Here is a 14,853-nt window from a genome sequence, read left to right as displayed (position 1 = left end):
TTGCCGGACTAAGTTTGCCCTAAGCCCCGATACCACTTCCGCTCCGGAGGAAGCTTCGATGTGTCATCATAGCGGAAGCATTCCGCCAGATCGTCCACGGACTGGAGTACGCCGAGCAGAACGTGGGCATTGATCGGCGTCCCGCCACCGGTCTCGTAATGGCTGACATAGTTGGCGATGATCGCAGGGACATGCTGGTTCCGGAAGTCCCCCTTCTGCGGCGCACTCAGTACGAGCCTGCCGGCGCCATCGAAAAGGTCGATGGCCGATGTGATGGCCTCAAGGGCGTTCCCTACAGTCTTGTTGTCGCTCCGGATGGCATAGTCGGGCGGCACGGGAATCTTCAGCTTGGAGATGATCTGCGACAGCTTGAACTCCAGGTATTGCCGCACGAACGGCTGGCCGATGTCCACCTGCCCCGCCTGGAGATGCGTCGTCGCGAGAGTCTTGAGCCGGTTGGCGTCCAGCTGGCTTGCGTAAACGTTCCCCGTCGGGGCGGCGCCTTGCAGGCGCTGGTGGTGCCAGCCCACCTGTTCGCTCGCCGTCTTGTCGAAATACTTCTCCAGCAAAGTGTCGTGGCTAAGCACGATGAATTGCAGGCCTTCGGTTGCCGCTGAAGCCTGCAACTTGGTGCGCAAGGCTTCCATCAAGGCGAACTGGTGGCCGCCGTCAAAGCTGGAGGTAATGTCGTCGAGCACCATGAAGCGGGCGGGACCGCTCTGCTTGACCGCCGCCGCGAAGAAGATCGAGCCGGCTATTGCGTTCCGGTAGCTCTCGGACAGGACGGCCGTGCCGAGATGCCGGCCTCGCCGTAGAAGTTCTCCAGCTTCAGATCCACCTCTTCGCTGTCCGGCGACCGTTCCAGCTTGGGCCGCATATCCACGCCGCCTCGCACCAGACCCCGAAACAAATCCTGATAGCTCGCCTCGATTGCGTTGATGCGCTGGGTCGCCAGCCGGCTCTCCGCCTCGCCCACGGCCTTGGCTGCTGTACTGATGAACGTCTGCCAGCGCTCCCGCCATTTCTTGTGCGTGCGCCAGATGCCCACGTCCTTTACCGCTGTTCGATGTCCAACGATAGCTTCACGGAAGCGGCTTCCGGCTTCGAGTTGCTGAGTCAGCGCGACAAGCGACGGTGGCAATTCGGCCTGAAGCTCCTGTTCCCGCTTTTGCGCGGTCTCGAGGGCGGTCTTTCGCTCCTCTTCGAGCTGCTGCGCGTTATCGGCCGCTTCACGCAGACGACCTTCGGTCAGGCGGCTTTCGCTTGCCATCTGCCGGATAATCGCCCGGTGCTTCTTGTCGTCCGGAACGGTCAGGGCGGCGCAACTTTCCAGCTTGTTGAGCCAATCCAGCCAGACGCTGGCGGTCACTGCCTGCTTGAGTTCCTCGCCGAGTTGGTCCGCATCCCGGTATCGTTCAAGCAGTCGCTCCATCCGCGTCGCGATGGGCTCTTCGATACGCGCGTCGCAGACGGGGCATTGCTGAGGATCGCTATAGTAGGCTTCCTCGACCACGCTTTTGGCGGCCTCGAAGAGGTCCTGCCGGCTCTTGCGGCCGGCCAGTGCTAGCGCCGCATCATGGCGGCGCGCCAACTCAAGTAGCGTCCCGGCCTCGGCCGCCGCCTCCGGCGTGGGTGCGCTCCGGGAAAGTGCTTCGATGTTGCGCAACACCTTCTGATACTCGGTTTTGACGGGACCGCCTTCCGCCGCGACGATGGCCGCGCGCGCCGCGTCCACATCCACCGTAAGGATGTCCTTTCCGGCGAAGACTGGCGCGAGAGTCGGAACGGCCGCCAGTGCGACGGTCACTTCCGCGATCCGCTGCGCTTCCGCCGAGAGGTCCTGGATCGCCGTCCCCGTTACGACCTCAAAAGCCGACAACGCCGCAGCCCGATGATCCCGCACGAGCCTTTCGGCAGCATCCAGATTCGCCTTCACGGCGGCCATTTGAAAGTCGGTGTTGAAGGCGCGTGTATTGCTCGCCTGATCGAACCGTTGGTGGAGGTGCGCGAAGCGGGCCAGCCCGATAAGAGAGGAGAAGGTGCGCCCACGATCGAGTGGCGTATCGTCGATAAAACGCGCGAACTTGGCGTAGTCTACGACCGTGAAGTCTTCGGCCAGCGAGGCGAGAAACGCCTCGGGATCGGCGTGTCCCGTCGGGCTCGTCACCGTACGCTGACCTGCGACCGTGCGCTGTACCACGATTTCGACTGCCGCAGTTCCGTCGTCCGGCTTGAATTCCAAGGTGACGGAGCCGACTCCGCCCGTATGGAAGCGGTTCACATAGTATGTTTCGGGCCGCTCGCTCCGTTGCAGTCCATCGAGTTTGGGCAGCTTGCCGAAGATAGCATAGCTGATGGCCTCGACGAGCGAAGTCTTGCCGATGCCGTTCTGCGCATAGATGGAATTGACCGCGTCGGGCTTGAAGCGAAGAGTGAGTGGATCACCCTCGTTCTTGATGCCCCGAAACCCTTCGACGCTGAGCTTCGTCAGGTAGTAGCGGGTCATTCCTGGCTCCCCTGGGCATCAATCTCCACCTGTGCCGCAGCTTCCAGGGCCTCCAGAACCTTCTGATTGAAATCGCGTCGTGCGTTATTGTCGTCCGCCTCCAGAACAGCGAGTGTGTCGAAAAGGATCTTGGCGCACTCGGCGTCCATGCCCTCGAGATGTGCCTTCAACCGCTCAAGGTTTTTCGACCAGTCTTCATCGGGCGAAAAATCAAAATCACCTGGCATGCCGACGCCCCCAGCGTTGATGTAGCTACATACCCACCATAGTAGATTTGATCGCGGGCCCAGCCTTGCGGCTGGGCCCATCTTCAACACTATCGGATGACGTCTTCGTCCCGGATCTCGGTTGCGCTGATACGCTCGCCTTCATTGTCGTCCTCATCGATGTCAGCGTAGGGATCCTGATCCTCTTCGCTGTCGTCGTCGGAACGGGCCAAGCTTGCGTCGCTTCGGGCGCCGTACATCTTGCGGAACGCTCGCGCCCAGATCACAGCTTCCTCGTCCACGCGACGGAGAATCTCGCGCCACGCCTCAGTCAGCCGCAATTCGACGCCGCGGGAATCGACGAGCGGCTGGCCATCCTCGCCCGCCACCCTCGACAAGTCCACGAAACGCTGCTCCAGATCGTCAAACGCCTTGCTGAGCGCCTCGAGGGCGTTGTTGTAGCGATCCGTTGGCGTGTCGCCCGGCCGCGCCGCCTTTGCCTTACCATGCGGCGGGAACTCGTTACGCAGATAAATGTCGCTCAGCGTCTGATCCGACGATCCCTCAAGCGTACGCTTGACCTCGCCATTCTCGTCAACCGCGCGAAGCGGGCGCGAGTACTCGAAGTCATGCAGCGCCTGGCCGTCTCGATTTCTTCGAGTCCGCGCTGGCCTTCATGGCCGGTTACGGCCTCAAGTCGTTCCTCATCGCCCAGTCGCTCAACCAGATCGAGCGGGCCTACGGACCTAACAACTCCATTCTCGACAACTGTCACGTCGGCCTCTTCAGTCAGTCGGCCTTCATGGCCGAGCGGGTTCTTGGGAATGTCATCTCCTCGGGCATCAAGATTCTGGTGCTTGCCGTAATCACCGGCATCGGCTCCACCCTGTTCGGGGAATTCACCGCCGGCTTCGGGGGCGAGCAGCCAACCATCGACGATGCGATGGCCATCGTGCTGGCGGCGCTGTCGCTCCTCGGCCTCGGCATCTTCGGCCCCGGCATCGCCAATGGCATCGTCTCGGGCGGTCCCCAACTCGGCGCCGGCGCGGCCGTTGGAACGGGCCTTGCTGCCGGTGGCGCGGCCGTCGCTGCCGGCGGCTCCGCGATGCTGGCCGCGAGGGGTGGGCGGGCGGCGATCTCTGCGGGTGCGGCCACCGCCCGTGGGGGCGCCGCGCTCGCAGGCGGCGCGTCGACCGCTTATTCGCTTGCCTCCGCGGGCGAGACGGGACCTGCTGGTGTCGCTGCCGGCCTCGGCGGCGTTGCGCGCGCCGCTGGAGGCGCAGCTTCCTCTCCGCTCAAGCGCGCCGCGTCCCGTGTCTCGGACAGTCTCGGCTTCTCCTTCGACGAGGGTGGCCGGGCCGCCTTCGCCGCCACGGGCGGCTCATCCTCGATGGGCACCGTCGGCGGCACGTCGCCCCAACCGGCCAGTCCCGTCGCCACTGACACGCCACCCGCCTGGGCCCGCCGCATGCGTCACAGCGGCACCATGAGTCACGGCGCCATGGCCGCCGCCCACGCCGTCCGCTCCGGCGACAACCATGGCGGGGGCGCCTCCGTCAGCCTTTCCGAGAGAGACAATCCATGACGTTCTTCAAGCGCGCATCGACGCATTACGGCAAATCTCCCAAACTCGAGACGCCCTACCAGCGCGCCGCCCAGGTCTGGGACGAGCGCATCGGCTCGGCCCGCGTCCAGGCACGGAACTGGCGGTTGATGGCCTTCGGCTGCCTCATCCTCTCCGCCGGTTTCGCCAGCGCCCTGGTCTGGCAATCGGCGCGAGGCACCGTCGTGCCTTGGGTGGTCGAGGTCGATCGAACCGGCGAGGCCCGCGCAGTCGAGCCTGCGACGGCCGACTACCAGCCCACCGATCCTCAGATCGCCTTCCATCTCGCGCGCTTTGTCGAGCAGGTTCGCAGCCTGCCTGCTGACCCCATCGTCGTCCGTCAGAATTGGTTGCGTGCCTACGAGTTCACCACCGATCGCGGCGCCACCGCCCTAAATGACTATGCGCGCTCCGCCGATCCGTTCACGCGCGTCGGCCGGCAGCAGGTCGCGATCGAGGTCTCGAGCGTGATCCGCGCCTCCCCAAACTCCTTCCGCGTCGCCTGGACGGAGCGCCGCTACGAGAACGGCCAGCTCGCCGGTACCGAACGCTGGACCGCTATCCTCACCCTCGTCATCCAGCCGCCGCGCGATGCCGAGCGTCTGCGCCGCAATCCCCTGGGCGTCTTCGTCAACGCCATCAACTGGTCAAAGGAGCTGGGGCAATGACCAGACCGACGACGCGCACAGCCGATGTTCCGGCTTTCCGCAAATCCGCTTCCACGCTTGGTATCCTGGTGCTGTCCACCGTGACGCTCGCGGCCTGCGCCACGGCGCCCAAGCCGCCGCAGATCAGCTACGACGCTCATGTCCCTCCGCTGCCGGCGGTCGCGGTCAGCACCGGCGACGCGACGCCACGGCCGATCCTCGTGCCGCCGGCCTGGACCCCGTCCAAGGGCGGTGATCCCGCGAGCACGCCGACCGGCCGCGTCGAAAACGCCAATGTCGCGGCACGGGTCGAACCCCGCAAGGAGGGATATTTCAACGCCATCCAGATTTATCCCTGGAGCGAAGGCGCGCTCTATCAGGTTTATGCAGCACCGGGGCAGATCACCAACATCGCACTCGAACCCGGCGAGAACCTGACCGAGGCCGGACCCATCGCCGCCGGCGACACTGCGCGCTGGATCATCGGCGATACCGAGAGCGGCAGCGGCGCCACGCGGCGCGTCCATGTGCTGGTGAAGCCAACCCGCACCGACATCACCACCAACCTCGTCATCACCACCGATCGCCGCACCTACCTTATCGAGTTGCGCGCCGGCGAGAGCCCCTACATGCCGGCCGTCGCTTGGGCCTATCCGCAAGTCGCTTCGCAACGGACCAACATCCCCGCCACGCCGGCGATCCCCGCTCAGGCGGCGCGCAACTACCGATATGGCCTGACCGGCGACGCACCGCCGTGGCGGCCGAGCTCGGTCTATGACGATGGCCGCCATACCTATGTCGAGTTCCCGCGCGGCATCATCCAGGGCGAAATGCCGCCGTTATTCGTCATCGGCTCGAACGGCGAGCCCGAGATCGTCAACAGCCGCATCTATCAGAACATCCTGATCGTGGATCGCCTCTTCGGCGCGGCCGAGTTGCGCCTCGGCAGTGGCAAGCGGCAGCAGACCGTACGGATCGTGCGCACCGATGGGAGGCCCGCGACATGAGCGAGACCAACACGGGGACCGAAAGGGACGTTGGCGCGCTCACGCCTGAGATTGCAAGCACCATGCGGCTGCGCCCCGAGCCACCGCGCGTCACCCGCATATCCCGCCGCGTGTTGACCAGTCTCGGGATCGTTGTCGGCCTCGGGGTTGGCGGCGCATTGATCTACGCGCTCCAGAGCACCGATCGGCAGCCAAACCAGGAGGAGCTCTTCACCACCGAGCGCCGGCAGACGGCCGACGGTCTGCAGGGCCTCCCCAATGACTATAGCGGCATTCCACAACTCGGACCGCCGCTTCCTGGCGATCTGGGAGGACCGATCGTGCGCGCCCGCGAAGAGGGTCGTAGCGTTCCGGCCGAGATCATGCCGGCACAACCCGATCCTGAAGAACAGCGTCGCCTCGCCGAGATGGAGTCGGCTCGCACGAGCAAGATCTTCTTTCAGACAAGTTCGCCCGTTGCGTCCGACGCCTCGGGCATTCCATCTGTGCCGAGCACCTGGGCGCCGAACCTCAGCATCGGCGGTGGAGATCGGCAACGCGCTTTCCTCGATGCAGAGGTCGATCGCCGTACGGTCGCCCCCGACGGGGTGGCAGCGCCAGCCTCGCCCTTCGTGCTGCAGGCCGGCGCCGTGATCCCGGCCGCGCTCATCACCGGTATCCGCTCCGACCTTCCCGGTCAGATCACCGCCCAGGTCACCCAGCACATCTATGACAGCCCGACCGGAAGCATGCTGCTCATCCCGCAGGGCACCCGCATCATCGGTGAATACGACAATGGCGTCGCGTTCGGCCAGCGTCGCGTCCTGCTGGTCTGGAATCGGCTCATCTTCCCTAACGGCCGCTCCATCGTTCTCGAGCGCCAGCCCGGTGCGGACACGGGGGGCTATGCCGGCTTGGAAGATGGCGTCGACTACCATTGGTGGGATTTGATGAAGGCAGCAGGCCTGTCGACACTGCTCGCCGTTGGTGCGGAGCTGACGATGGATGACGATGACCGTCTCATCCAGGCGATCCGCAGCGGCACCCAGGACACCATCAACGACGCGGGCCAGCAGATCATCCAGCGCCAATTGCAGGTCGCTCCGACGCTGACAATCCGCCCCGGTTTCCCCGTGGGGGTGATCGTCACACGCGATCTCGTCCTCGAACCCTATGGAGCAGCGCAGTGACCAAGCTCAAGCTCGGTGCAATCCCCGACGATAAGCCCGTGAAGGTTACGTTGGAACTGCCGGCCACACTGCACCGCGATCTGGTGCACTACGCCGATTATCTGAACAGTCAACATGTCTTTGTCTCAAAAGCAGGAGGTGAACCATGCCGGACCTGAGGCTCGGTCGGTTGCCGAAGGTTGGCGTCGTCCGCATGACCATCATCCTGCCGGAACCGCTCAAGGAGGAACTCGACCAGTATGCGGCCGAACATAGCCGGCTGTATGAGCCCGTGGACACCGCAGCGCTGATCCCACACATGCTGGAAGTCTTTGTCCGTTCGGATCGCGGCTGGCGGAGCCGTAAGGCGAAGGCTGGCCGTGCCCGTCAGCGAGTGGCCTCTCCAGCCAGCGGTACGACACGGAGCGGTGCCGAAGGCGATGGCTCCGCCTGAAGCCGTCCTATTGGTGAAAATCTAACCCTTGGTACCCTGAGCGGAATACCGACTCCGATCCCTTTCGGACGTTGGTTCGAGAAAGTTCTACCGGAAGCAATGACCCTTTCGAGACCTTTCGGAGTGGAATTCTCTTCTTGGAAGCCGACATTGACCAGAATCGGCATTTGTGACCCAGGGGCGACATCTGCTCCTACACCTTGGACCGGCGGCAACGAGGACCTTCCCGGTCATTTGCTTTGCAGCGAGACGGAAAGCTCTTCATGGGTGTGTGGCGCCACGACGAGCAGCGGCGATTGCCAGAGTTACCTCGCGCGACTAAGTGACATTGGGCGGCGCATGGAGCGTGACGGGGAACAAAATGGCGATTAAAGAGGATGCGCTGAACGCGTTCTTTCGGAACCGACCTGAGCAAGAGACGCTCGCTGCTGCGCTCGATGAGGCGTTCGACGTCACGTACGGCGCCCACCAGTTCGGACAGGCATTCTGGCTGTGCCAGCCGAAGACCTTCGCGGCTGAAAGGTTCGGCCTTCAGCGCGAGCTGATTGCGCTGTATTCGCCGCATGCGCGGGCTGACGCACGGCTGCTGACGGCGCTTGAGAACATCTCTCGCGCGCCGGAGTTTCGCCATCGGGTGGAGAACGTCGTCGCGCTGGTCATCTACGAGGGTGACAGGGAGTCGATTGAGGGCTTAACGGTCCAGAGCAAGGACTGGGTGATTGTTGCCTTCTCGGCAAAAGAACTTAAGGACAGAGGCGCGCAGACCTTCCTCATACGATTGAGGATGGCCGATACGATTGGCCGCTTCGATCTTTTCGGAATGTCTTCACCAATCAAGCATGATAAGTACTTTTACGGACGGGACGCAATCGTTCAAGAACTGGTGCAGAGGGCGCTAGTCCGTAAGGAGCAGTCTGGCCTATTCGGGTTGCGCAAGACCGGCAAGACGTCCGTGCTGTTCGCGATCCAGCGACGACTTACCGAAAAGGGTGCCATCGCCGAATACGTGGATTGTCAAAGCCCCGGCATCTACGGCAGCCGTTGGTGGGCGGTGCTTGAGGAACTCTCGCGCCGAATGTGGGAATCGGCGGCAAAGAGCGGGTGCCCTGCTCCTACGGAACTCTCGTTCGATGCGGCTGGCGCGGCGAACTCGTTCATCCGGACGGTCAAGTGGATCCAGGATAAATCCGCGGTGGAGCAGATCGTGCTCCTCCTAGACGAGGTCGAGTTCATCACGCCGGGCATCGCCAACCATCTCGGCCAGCATTGGGACGGCGACCACCTGCCGCTGTGGCAGACGATCAGGTCCGCATCCCAAGAGACGAAGGGGTTCCTCACCTTCTGTGTAGCCGGGGTGAACCCGTCCAGCGTGGAGCAGTCGCACTTCGATCAGGTCCCTAATCCGATCTTCCAGTTGGCGGTTCCATTCTATCTCGACCCGCTGACGCGTTCCAGCGTGCGGGAGATGGTTCGGTCGATTGCGAGATATTCGGGTGCCACCCTCGACGAGGAGTGCTTCGATCTACTGAGTGCGGAATACGGAGGACATCCCTATTTGATCCGGCTCGCGTGCAGCGAGGTGCTGCGTTCGCTGGGCGAACTGCCGGTCGACAAAAAGGTGAGGTTATCTAAGTCCAACTTCGACAGGGTTAGCGACAAGATTGCTATCCGCCTGGCCCAGCCGATTAAGGACATCATGCTGTCCCTGGTTTGGTGGTATCCGGACGAATATGACCTGCTGTGCCTTCTAGCGGAGGGCGACACGGCGTTCGTCCAAGATTTCCTAGCTTCGGAGCCCGAAAAGGCGTCGCGGTTCGCGCGTTACGGCTTGCTGGAAGCCGACAACGGCTCTTTCGCTATCAAGGAGCTTCGAACCTTTCTCGTAAAGTCCGGAATGGAGTACAAGAAGGCGATTTCGCCTTTCACCCGTGGCGATCTTCCTTTGGAGTACCTGCCGCAGGAGCCGAACATCGCCGATCTCGCCGCGCTTTTCGAGCGCAGGACGGAGGTCGAGTACGCGCTACGCAAGCTGCTGATAACTGTGTTGGAGTATCGCTTTGCATTCGACGAGGCGAAGGTGGCGAGCGCCATCAGCGGGGCGTTGCCGAAGAACAACGGCGATCGAGAGATGTGCCGCCCTATGCAGGAAGACACTCTCTTCCGATTAGCATCCCTCACCAAGCCTATTGTTTCTGCCGCCGCCCTTGCACTAACGGCCAGGAACGTGCTTGCGCTGGACGAGCCGATCGCGAGTTGGCTGCCGAGCTTTCGACCTCGCACCAAATCGGGCGAGCGACCAGACATTCTGGTGCGTCATTTGCTCACTCACACCGCGGGCCTGGACTACGGTTTCGGTGAGTTCCGCAATCTGTTCATAAATCTCGGGATCGGCAACGGACTGGACCATCCCGGCCTTGGGTTCGCCGATCAACTAGCGCGGTTGGCAGAGGTCCCACTCAAGTTCGATCCCGGTCATGGGTGGGGCTACTCACTCGCTACTGACGTATTGGGCGCTGTGATTGCAGAAGCAGCTACGACCACACTGCCCGATGTCGTGAAGCAGCACGTCACCTTACCGCTGAAAATGAGGGATACGACGTTCTGGCCAAGAGATGCTGACGCCTTGGCGGTCCCCTACGCCGACGCAGTTCCGCGCCCGATGCGAATGTCGGATCCCCATGAGTTGCCAATCGGCGGTGGCAGGGTTCGCTTCTCACCCTCCCGCGTCTCCAACTCGGATTCCTTCCCCTCCGGCGGTGCCGGCATGGTTGGGACTGCCTCTGACTTCATGACCTTCCTGGAAGCAATTCGGCTCGGCGGCTCACCAATCCTCGATCCTGTGCATGCTGCCCTAATGACCACGGATCAGTTGCCCGAGGCTGCCGACTTTCCAGAGGCTGGCTGGCGTTTCGGCATGGGTGCGGCCGTGCTATGCGACCCAACCGTAACGCGAACACCCCACGATGCGGGCACATGGCGTTGGAGCGGTGGCTACGGCCATGACTGGTTTGTAAATCCCCGTCGTGCGCTCACCGTCGTCAGCATGACGAACACCGCCTTCGAGGGATCAGACGGTGCCTTCCCCCTCAATTTGCGCGATGCAATCTACTACGCCTTGGGTAGTTCCTGATGCGGACGTGCATTGCCACAGAACGACAACCCACAGGCGGCTCCCGCTTTCGAGGCGTTCTGCCGCCGCCTGTAGGGACGGACGCGCCCACTACAACGCAAGTGCCTTCTCGGCCGACACAAACTTCCGGTTGTGGGCCACCGCTACCGGTTCGCACGTCACTTCGCCGTCGTGAATGTTGAGACCCGACCGCAGATAAGCATCCTCTTGCAACGCTTGTCGCCATCCTAGATTGGCGAGTTGCAGAACATGCGGGAGCGTGGCGTTGTTAAGGGCATAGGTCGACGTTCGAGCAACCGCTCCGGGCATGTTGGCGACGCAGTAGTGGACAACACCATCAACAGTGTAGGTGGGATCGGCATGTGTCGTCGGAGTAGAGGCTTCAAAGCATCCACCTTGATCGATCGCCACGTCGACAAACACGCTCCCTCGTCGCATTTGCGCGAGTTCGCGTCGCTCAATAAAAAACCGGCTCAGATTGCTATTTCGAGACGGTGCGTTGTCGCAATCAGCGCTGCGGGACAGATATGAACTCTTGAGCGCCAGATCGGCGGTTGAACGTTCGGGAGTTTGGCGCACCCGCCGCGATTCGAACGCGGGGCCTTCGCCTTCGGAGGGCGACGCTCTGTCCAGCTGAGCTACAGGTGCATCCTGCTTACGCAGTGCTTACGCGGGTTTTCCGCGATTGCGAAGGGCTGGATAGCCCTTGCGTAAGCCTTTGAACTCCTACGTACTTTTTCTTCCCGATCCCGACAGGCAGACTTGACACGTCCCTTCGGAGAGCTGTTGGCCGAAGCTGCCTCCAAGCTAATGCAATGCTGGAGACAGCGACCGGCTCGTCCGAAACGGATTATCCCTCCGGTGAGGAGGGCCCAATGCCGATCTTGAACACTTCAAATGTCGATAGAAAGCGGTTTGACGCTGACGGGAGCTTCCATCCGGCACGTTCGACATCTCGCGGACGGACCTGCTTAGATGTAAGCATGCGCCGAAGGCCGCCTTGCTTGGAAGCATTTCGGTGTCCAGCTTTTCGTATTGGTAATCCGGCAGCAGTGCCGGCAGCGGTGCTGGAGAGCTTTGCATGGATGATGGGACCTATGTCCGGCGCCGCCGCTGGAGCTCGGAGGAGAAGCGCGCGGTCGTGACGGAGGCGCTGTCGAGCGGGAACGTGATCGCGACGGCGAAGCGGCATAGCATCCAGGCGCAGCAGATTTACCGATGGCGCGAACGGCTCGAGGAACGACAAGGTCAGACGGCGTTTCTGCCGGTGTCGGTTGCGCCCGATGCCGCGTCGGTTAGTCCGGCACCGGTGCTGGATCAGGATCACCGTCCAGCAGCGATGCTGGACCGCTCGGCGCGTGTCGAGATCGTATTGTCCGCCGGTCGGCGCATCATCGCCGAAGGCGGCGTCGATGTTGATATGATGCTCAAGTTGGCGCGAGGCCTTGAGGCGCTCGGGTGATCCCCGTCCCGGTCGGCGTGAAGGTGTGGCTGGCGACCGGCCACACGGATATGCGCAAGGGGTTCGCCTCGCTGGCGCTGGTGGCGCAGGAGGTCTTGAAGCGCGATCCGCTCGGCGGACACATCTTCTGCTTTCGCGGGCGTCGCGGCGATCTCTTGAAGGTGATCTGGCATGATGGGCAGGCGGCCAGTCTCTACGTGCGACGACTGGAGAAGGGGCGCTTTCTGTGGCCGTCGCCGACCGACGGCGTCGTCGCGATCACGCCGGCGCAGATGGGGTATCTGCTCTCCGGAATCGATTGGCGCAATCCGGTGGAGACCTGGCGTCCGACCGCGATCGGATAGAGCTTTGCGCCTTGTTTTTGCGGACGGATGTGATTCCCTGTCCTGGTGAACACGCCCGCTGAATCGCCCCTGCCGCCGGCCCTGCCGACCGATCTGGCGGAAGCGCATGCGATGATCCTTGCGGAGCGCCAGGCACGGATCGAGGCGCAGGCCGAAGCTCTTGCGGCCAAGGCCGCGGCGTCATCGACCGAGGCAACGATCACGCATCTGAAGCTGATGATCGAGAAGCTCAAGCGCGAGCTCTATGACCGGCGCTCCGAGCGCACGAGGCGCCTCATCGACCAGATGGAGCTTCAGCTCGAGGAGCTCGAAGCGAAGGCGACCGAGGACGAACTCGCGGCGGAGGCGATGTCGCGCCAGGCGTCACTGCCTGCACGGCTTCGCGGTCGCCCTGTCCGCAAGCCCTTTCCGCCGCATCTGCCGCGCGAGCGGGTCGTCATCGCCGCGCCGACAGCATGCCCGTGCTGTGGCTCCATGAAGCTGTCGAAGCTGGGTGAGGACGTCACCGAGACCCTGGAGGTGATCCCGCGCCAGTGGAAGGTAATCCAGACGGTGCGGGAGAAGTTCACCTGCCGCGCGTGTGAGGCCATCACGCAGCCGCCCGCGCCTTTCCATGTGACGCCGCGCGGCTTCGTGGGACCGAACCTGCTGGCCATGCTGCTGTTCGAGAAGTTCGGTCAGCATCAACCGCTCAACCGCCAGAGCGAGCGCTACGGCCGCGAGGGCATCGACCTCTCGGTCTCGACACTCGCCGACCAGGTTGGCGCAGCCACCGTGGCGCTTGCGCCGTTGCATGAGTTGATCGCCCGGCACGTCATGGCGGCCGAGAGGCTGCACGCCGACGACACGACGGTGCCGATCCTGGCCAAGGGCAAGACCGACACCGGCCGTATCTGGACCTATGTGCGCGACGACAGGCCCTTCGGCGGCGCCGATCCGCCGGCAGCGCTCTACTTCGCTTCGCGCGACCGGCGGCAGGAGCATCCGGATGCGCATCTCGCGGCTTGGCGCGGCATCCTGCAGGCCGACGCCTATGGCGGATACAACGGGCTTTATGATCCCGCGCGTCCGGGCGGGTCGGTCACGTCGGCGTTCTGCTGGTCCCATGCCCGTCGCGGCTTCTTCGAGCTCGCCGACATTGCCGCGAGCGCTCGGCGCGGGTCCGGCGCGGCGCCCGTGGCGCCGATTGCCCTGGAGGCGGTGAAGCGCATTGACGCGCTCTTTGCCATCGAGCGTGAGATCAACGGTCTGAGCGCCGACGAACGCCGCCGGGTCCGGCAGGAGCGCAGCCGCCCGCTCGCAGACGACTTGCGCGCATGGCTCGGCGAGCAACGCGGCACGCTCTCGCGCTCGGCGACCGTCACCAAGCCGATCGACTACATGCTCAGACGCTGGCATGGCTTTGCCTCATTCCTCGACAATGGGCGGGCCTGCCTGTCGAACAATGCTGCCGAGCGAGCGCTCCGAGGTTTTGCTCTCGGTCGCAAAGCCTGGCTCTTCGCGGGCTCCAGCCGAGGCGCCGAGCGTGCCGCCGCCATGGCGACGCTGATCCAGACCGCGAAGATGAACGACGTCGATCCGCAGGCCTGGCTCGCCGACGTGCTCGCCCGCATCGCCGACACGCCGCAAAGCAGGCTGGCCGATCTCCTGCCGTGGAACTGGAAGGTCCAATCTGCAAGATTGGCGGCATGAGTCCGTCCGCGAAGCCAGTCGCATCCGACAGCGTCAACGAGATCGCTACGGTCCGCATCGAGTTGCGCGACACCGATCCCCTGATCTGGCGCGAGGTCGAGGTGCCGACCTCGATGACGCTGAAAGTGCTGCACGGCGTCATCCAGGCCGTGATGGGCTGGTTCGACTATCATCTCTGGGAGTTCACCATCGCCAAGCAGAGATACGGCCTGCCGATGGAAGAGGACTGGGGAACGGCACTACGCAAGGAAGCGGCCAAGGTGCGCCTGCGCGACGTTCTGAAGCCGCGCAAGACGACGATCGATTACCTCTACGACTTCGGCGACAGTTGGGAGCTTCGGTTAACGGTGACCCGCGTCGGGCCGGGCGATCCTCATATCTCCTATCCGCGCTATGTCGGCGGCGAAAGAAACGCGCCGCCGGAGGATTGCGGCGGGATCCCCGGCTTCTACGACATGCTCGAAGCGCTGGAAGACCCCGACCATCCCAACCACGCCGACGCCAAGGAATGGGCCGACGAATACGACCCGCACACCATCGACGAACTTCCGATCAAATACGCGCTATTGCGCATCGCGAACCGCCGAAACGCCGCCAAGGCACGACTGGTCAAAACCCCCAAGCCGTAGGCGGCCGCGGTGCTCACCGGAGGGT

At 63.3% G+C, this 14,853-nt stretch carries 14 protein-coding genes, 1 tRNA gene and 2 pseudogenes; 11 read left to right on the top strand and 6 right to left on the bottom strand.

Annotated elements, in window-relative coordinates:
* Nucleotides 1–8: 8 nt before the first annotated feature.
* From J2X50_RS20895 to J2X50_RS20880, 4 genes are all read right to left on the bottom strand, one after another.
* Nucleotides 9–701: a hypothetical protein gene (locus J2X50_RS20895; RefSeq protein WP_429097822.1), complete on the bottom strand. Its 693-nt coding sequence runs from the start codon at nucleotides 699–701 to the stop codon at nucleotides 9–11.
* 53 nt (nucleotides 702–754) lie between these two features.
* Entirely contained in the window at nucleotides 755–2,506 is a 1,752-nt protein-coding gene (locus tag J2X50_RS20890) for an ATP-binding protein (protein WP_429097821.1), read from the bottom strand.
* Nucleotides 2,503–2,733 (bottom strand): hypothetical protein, encoded by a 231-nt coding sequence (locus J2X50_RS20885; protein WP_429097820.1) that lies wholly within the window; start codon nucleotides 2,731–2,733, stop codon nucleotides 2,503–2,505. The genes J2X50_RS20890 and J2X50_RS20885 overlap by 4 nt, the downstream gene beginning before the upstream one ends.
* Nucleotides 2,734–2,822: 89 nt before the next feature.
* Nucleotides 2,823–3,116: a hypothetical protein gene (locus tag J2X50_RS20880; RefSeq protein ID WP_429097819.1), complete on the bottom strand. Its 294-nt coding sequence runs from the start codon at nucleotides 3,114–3,116 to the stop codon at nucleotides 2,823–2,825.
* A 248-nt stretch (nucleotides 3,117–3,364) separates the two neighbouring features.
* Here J2X50_RS20880 and J2X50_RS20875 point away from each other — a divergent pair.
* From J2X50_RS20875 to J2X50_RS20845, 7 genes and pseudogenes are all read left to right on the top strand, one after another.
* Nucleotides 3,365–4,297 (top strand): annotated as a pseudogene (locus J2X50_RS20875) (type IV secretion system protein); the annotation flags it as partial.
* The gene (gene trbF, locus J2X50_RS20870; protein ID WP_429097818.1) at nucleotides 4,294–4,983 is read left to right on the top strand and encodes a conjugal transfer protein TrbF; all 690 of its coding nucleotides are present in this window, start codon (nucleotides 4,294–4,296) and stop codon (nucleotides 4,981–4,983) included. The pseudogene J2X50_RS20875 and the gene trbF, both read left to right, overlap by 4 nt.
* Nucleotides 4,980–5,969 carry a P-type conjugative transfer protein TrbG gene (trbG, locus tag J2X50_RS20865; RefSeq protein ID WP_429097817.1) on the top strand — a complete coding sequence of 330 codons (990 nt, stop codon included), beginning with the start codon at nucleotides 4,980–4,982 and terminating at the stop codon, nucleotides 5,967–5,969. The genes trbF and trbG overlap by 4 nt, the downstream gene beginning before the upstream one ends.
* On the top strand, nucleotides 5,966–7,138 hold the full coding sequence (locus J2X50_RS20860; protein WP_429097816.1) for a TrbI/VirB10 family protein: 1,173 nt from the start codon (nucleotides 5,966–5,968) through the stop codon (nucleotides 7,136–7,138). Before trbG ends, J2X50_RS20860 begins: the two co-directional genes overlap by 4 nt.
* Nucleotides 7,135–7,242, top strand: a pseudogene (locus J2X50_RS20855) (DUF2274 domain-containing protein); the annotation flags it as partial. The gene J2X50_RS20860 and the pseudogene J2X50_RS20855, both read left to right, overlap by 4 nt.
* Before the next feature lie 41 nt (nucleotides 7,243–7,283).
* The gene (locus J2X50_RS20850; protein ID WP_429097815.1) at nucleotides 7,284–7,571 is read left to right on the top strand and encodes a DUF2274 domain-containing protein; all 288 of its coding nucleotides are present in this window, start codon (nucleotides 7,284–7,286) and stop codon (nucleotides 7,569–7,571) included.
* A gap of 361 nt (nucleotides 7,572–7,932) precedes the next feature.
* Entirely contained in the window at nucleotides 7,933–10,701 is a 2,769-nt protein-coding gene (locus J2X50_RS20845; protein WP_429097814.1) for a serine hydrolase, read from the top strand.
* A 90-nt stretch (nucleotides 10,702–10,791) separates the two neighbouring features.
* Here the strand turns inward: J2X50_RS20845 and J2X50_RS20840 are convergent, their stop codons facing one another.
* Complete coding sequence (locus tag J2X50_RS20840) at nucleotides 10,792–11,280, bottom strand: hypothetical protein (protein WP_429097813.1); 489 nt, start codon at nucleotides 11,278–11,280, stop codon at nucleotides 10,792–10,794.
* Nucleotides 11,273–11,349: transfer RNA gene (locus J2X50_RS20835), tRNA-Arg, on the bottom strand. Before J2X50_RS20835 ends, J2X50_RS20840 begins: the two co-directional genes overlap by 8 nt.
* Before the next feature lie 433 nt (nucleotides 11,350–11,782).
* Between J2X50_RS20835 and tnpA the strand changes: the two genes are divergently transcribed.
* The 4 genes from tnpA (at nucleotide 11,783) to J2X50_RS20815 (ending at nucleotide 14,828) form a co-directional block, all read left to right on the top strand.
* Nucleotides 11,783–12,163: an IS66-like element accessory protein TnpA gene (tnpA, locus tag J2X50_RS20830; RefSeq protein WP_429097812.1), complete on the top strand. Its 381-nt coding sequence runs from the start codon at nucleotides 11,783–11,785 to the stop codon at nucleotides 12,161–12,163.
* Nucleotides 12,160–12,507, top strand: coding sequence for an IS66 family insertion sequence element accessory protein TnpB (gene tnpB, locus J2X50_RS20825; protein WP_429097811.1), 348 nt, complete (start codon nucleotides 12,160–12,162; stop codon nucleotides 12,505–12,507). Before tnpA ends, tnpB begins: the two co-directional genes overlap by 4 nt.
* Before the next feature lie 111 nt (nucleotides 12,508–12,618).
* On the top strand, nucleotides 12,619–14,199 hold the full coding sequence (tnpC, locus tag J2X50_RS20820; RefSeq protein WP_429097845.1) for an IS66 family transposase: 1,581 nt from the start codon (nucleotides 12,619–12,621) through the stop codon (nucleotides 14,197–14,199).
* Nucleotides 14,196–14,828: a plasmid pRiA4b ORF-3 family protein gene (locus J2X50_RS20815; protein ID WP_429097810.1), complete on the top strand. Its 633-nt coding sequence runs from the start codon at nucleotides 14,196–14,198 to the stop codon at nucleotides 14,826–14,828. Before tnpC ends, J2X50_RS20815 begins: the two co-directional genes overlap by 4 nt.
* The last annotated feature ends 25 nt before the right edge of the window (nucleotides 14,829–14,853 follow it).

Source organism: Aminobacter sp. BE322, assembly GCF_050433525.1.
GTDB lineage: Bacteria > Pseudomonadota > Alphaproteobacteria > Rhizobiales > Rhizobiaceae > Aminobacter.
The sequence above is the reverse complement of the archived record's forward strand: the minus strand, read 5'-3'. Positions and strand labels throughout refer to the sequence as shown.